This window comes from Desulfomarina sp. (assembly GCF_054039375.1).
In genome coordinates, this window is the sequence record NZ_JBPLBA010000122.1 from 1 (window position 1) to 3,570 (window position 3,570).

Consider the following 3,570-nt stretch of genomic DNA (forward strand, 5'->3'; position numbering starts at 1 on the left):
AGTGCCTCTTCACCGTCATCTTCACCGAGACCAAGATCTGCGGCAACCAGGTGATGATCAGCTATGATGCCATTTTCCCTGAGAAAACTGTAACCACGGCTATCGGCACCATCGACCACCAGGATTCTCACCGTTTTCTCCATTTTTTTCTGTTGATGTTCCGAAACAATCTCTTTGATTGCCTTAACCGTGCAGAACCCTGTCTGTTCAAGATCTTTTGCGGCCGCGAGGCAGAGCCTGCCAAGTTGGCTGCCGGTATCAAGCAGTGTTGTGACAATAATTTGTTTTCTGTTTTTTCCCTTGTGCATTACTCTTTTTCCGGAGCAGTCGCTGAATGCACCTTTGCCTTTACTTTTTTTAACAGTTCTCCGGTTCTTTCTTTTGTCTTCTGCCAGGTGCTCTTACTTTTTTCCCTGGTTTCACTGACAATTTTTTCAGTTCCCTCAACCGTCTTTTCCACTACTTCAGCACTGGTTTCCTTTGTCTTGTTCCAGGCTTCAACACTGGTCTTCTTCGTTTTCTCCCAGGCTTCAGCGCTTGTGTCTTTTGTTTTTTCCAGGACTTCTGCACTTTTGTCCTTTGTCTTTTTCAACGTACTTTTTGCAGCCTCACCTACAGCCTGACCCGCTTCCCTGATTTCCTTTCCGGCCTTCGACCAGTCCGCCTCTTTTTCCACAGCCATTACAGAAGCGGCCAGAAAAAAGAAAAATAAAAACATTCCCACAGTTTTCAGTACAAATGTTTTCTTTTTCATAATATTACCCTGTCTTCAAAACTTGAAATTTTGACCACTACCTGAAAGGCGGGCAGTACTGCAAGCCACCATCATTCCAGAGCCTGTTTAATCCACGATCTACCTTGAGCAGAGAAGAAGCGCCGAGGTTCCTCTCAAAAACCTCTCCATAATTCCCCACCTGCCTGATGATCTGATAGGCCCAGTCTCTCTTCAATCCAAGCCCTTTACCCATATCTCCCTCAAGACCAAGCAATCTCTTTACAGCCAGCCTGTTGCTCATCTTCATTCCATCCACATTTCCTGAATTTATCCCCAGCTCCTCCGCCCCGATCATCACAAAGAGAGACCATTTGACGATATCAAACCAGGTATCATCTCCCTGCCGGACAACAGGACCAAGCGGCTCTTTGGAAATAACATCGGGCAGCACCTTTGACTTCTCCGGGTCAGCCAGTCCAAGTCTTATGCCATAAAGTCTGGATTGCTGCATGGTCAATGCATCGCATCTTCCCTCTTCAAATCCTTTTACCGCCAGATCGCCGGTTGCAAATTCAACTTTTTTAAATTCAATCTTGTTCCTGGTGAAATAATCGATGAGATTATCCTCCAATCCCGAATGAACCTGGCTGCATAGTTTCACTTTTTTTAAATCACCAAGACCTGCAACTTTTGTTTTGCCGGCAATAAGCAGTCCCTGACCATCGTAATAACTTATTCCTGCAAAATTCACCGCCAATGCCGAATCACGACTGAATGTCCAGGTGCTGTTGCGGGCAAGAATATCCACCTCTCCGGACAGCAGTGCGGTATAGCTTTCATTTTCCACCAGGGGTGAAAACTTGACCTCTTCCGCATTTCCAAGAACAGCAGCCGCCACAGCACGACAAATATCCACGTCAAGCCCGGACCAGTTTCCCTTTTCATCAACCGATGAAAACCCGGGAATTCCAGTGGAAACACCGCACTGCAGAAAACCACGACTTGCCACATCTTCACTTGTTGCGGCAAAGGCGGTCGCCATGGAAAAAAAAACCAGTGACAGACAAAGCCAGCCTGTATATATACAATTATTTTTCAATGAATTATTCTGGTAAAAAGATTAGTCTGGCGCAAAAGTACCTTAAATCAGGCAATTGACAAATTTGAAAACTCCTCGCATCTGACAAGATACCAACCGAATTACTGCTTGTCTACCCCTTGAAAATTTGCTGATTCTTTCTCTTTATTTTTTATTTTGAAAAATACAACTCCTCCCACGGCAAGATTTGTCGCCGCCGATACACTCTGCAAACTCTACCAAAGCAGATCTTCCGTCAAAATACTCTTTGATCGCAATGTAAAAAAAAGCAGTCTCCCGGCCAGAGACAGGAACCTGGCCATGAACCTGGTCTACGGTGTTCTCAGACAGAGACAGGCCCTGGATGAATTTCTCAGGGGAGTGAGCAGAACACCGCTGAACAAACTCGATCCATTCATTCATCAGATCCTGGCCGTCAGCCTTTACCAGATTTTTTTTCTTGGACGTATTCCCCATTCCGCCATTGTCAACGAAGCTGTCAACAGTTGCAGATACAAAAGAACCCCCAGGCGGCTCCATGGATTTGTCAACGGTATCCTGCGTGAAACTGTTCGCCGACTTGAAAAAACCAGCTCACTCCAATTACCGCAAAAAAACAGAAACGGCAGACCCATCTTTAACCATCCAGACTGGCTGGTAAACAGATGGATTAACGCTTTCGGCATACAGGAAACCACCCGTATCTGCGAAGAAAACAGTCTCGAACCTCTCCCTGTCCTCCGCATCAACCGCTCCAGGATCAGTGTTTCCGATTATCGCCGGAAGCTCGATCGGGAAGGTATCGGGCACCATCCTGCTGTATACGGTACAGAGAGCCTTGTTCTCACAAATTTTCGCGGACCGGTTCACTCCCTTCCAGGTTACGGGGAAGGTTTTTTTCAGGTTCAGGACGAAGCAGCCCAGCTTGCATCCTTTCTCCTGGCTCCCCTGAAGAAAAACGGACTATATCTTGACGGCTGCGCGGGACTGGGGGGGAAAACGGCTCATCTGGCAGAACTCGGCACAGGCCGCGACCTGGAGATACACTGCGTGGAACCGGACCGCCATCGCCTGCAGCTGCTCCTGGAAAATCAGAGGCGCCTCTTTGCAGACAGCAGAATACATGTCCATGAACAAAGTCTTGAAGACTTTGCAAACCGGAGCAATCTCCTTTTTGATGCCATTCTCATTGACGCACCCTGTTCCGGTACCGGGGTCACAGGCAGACATCCGGACATCCGCTGGAACAGAACAGAGGAGGATATCGGCAGGTACTGCAGACGTCAGCTCTCCCTCCTGAGCAGTGCTGCCGACCTTACTGCCCCCGGCGGTATCCTCGTCTACACAACTTGTTCACTGGAAACAGAGGAAAATGAAGAGGTTATCCGCTCCTTTCTTACCGACCATCCCGAATTTATTCTGACGGATTGTGAAAACTATCTACCGGAATCTGCCCGAAAACTTGTGAGAAATTCATTCTTCCAGCCCCACCCGGCAGCAACAATTGACGGATTTTTCGGCGCAAGACTGGAAAAACGAGGTTGAAGAAACTGCTGTTTTTCTGTAACTACTCACAGGGGGGAGCAATTATATGATTTTATTACCTCTGAACTGTAATTGCTCACAGGTCATTTCCGGGCTCACAAATAACAGGCTGAGTTTCATACGTAATCAGATACCTTTTTTTATATAATGCACTGACTCAACACTCCCGTAATTTCTCTTTAATAATTACCATTACTTTTTACAAATGAGTATTATAATTAATCCATGACCG

The 3,570-nt window shown here is 46.8% G+C and carries 4 protein-coding genes; 1 reads left to right on the forward strand and 3 read right to left on the reverse strand.

Features of this window, described 5'->3' with window-relative positions:
* The 3 genes from ACXLDX_RS06970 to ACXLDX_RS06980 all read right to left on the reverse strand — a co-directional run.
* Window positions 1-308: hypothetical protein (locus ACXLDX_RS06970; protein WP_457576471.1), on the reverse strand; the 308-nt coding region annotated here is incomplete at its 3' end.
* Complete coding sequence (locus tag ACXLDX_RS06975) at window positions 308-754, reverse strand: hypothetical protein (RefSeq protein WP_457576472.1); 447 nt, start codon at window positions 752-754, stop codon at window positions 308-310. The genes ACXLDX_RS06970 and ACXLDX_RS06975, both read right to left, overlap by 1 nt.
* Window positions 755-791: 37 nt before the next feature.
* A complete protein-coding gene (locus tag ACXLDX_RS06980) occupies window positions 792-1,757 on the reverse strand; it encodes an amino acid ABC transporter substrate-binding protein (RefSeq protein ID WP_457576473.1) in 966 nt (321 codons plus the stop codon).
* Between the two features lie 213 nt (window positions 1,758-1,970).
* Here ACXLDX_RS06980 and rsmB point away from each other — a divergent pair, with 213 nt between their 5' ends.
* Window positions 1,971-3,338 (forward strand): 16S rRNA (cytosine(967)-C(5))-methyltransferase RsmB, encoded by a 1,368-nt coding sequence (gene rsmB / locus ACXLDX_RS06985; protein ID WP_457576474.1) that lies wholly within the window; start codon window positions 1,971-1,973, stop codon window positions 3,336-3,338.
* Window positions 3,339-3,570: the final 232 nt, after the last annotated feature.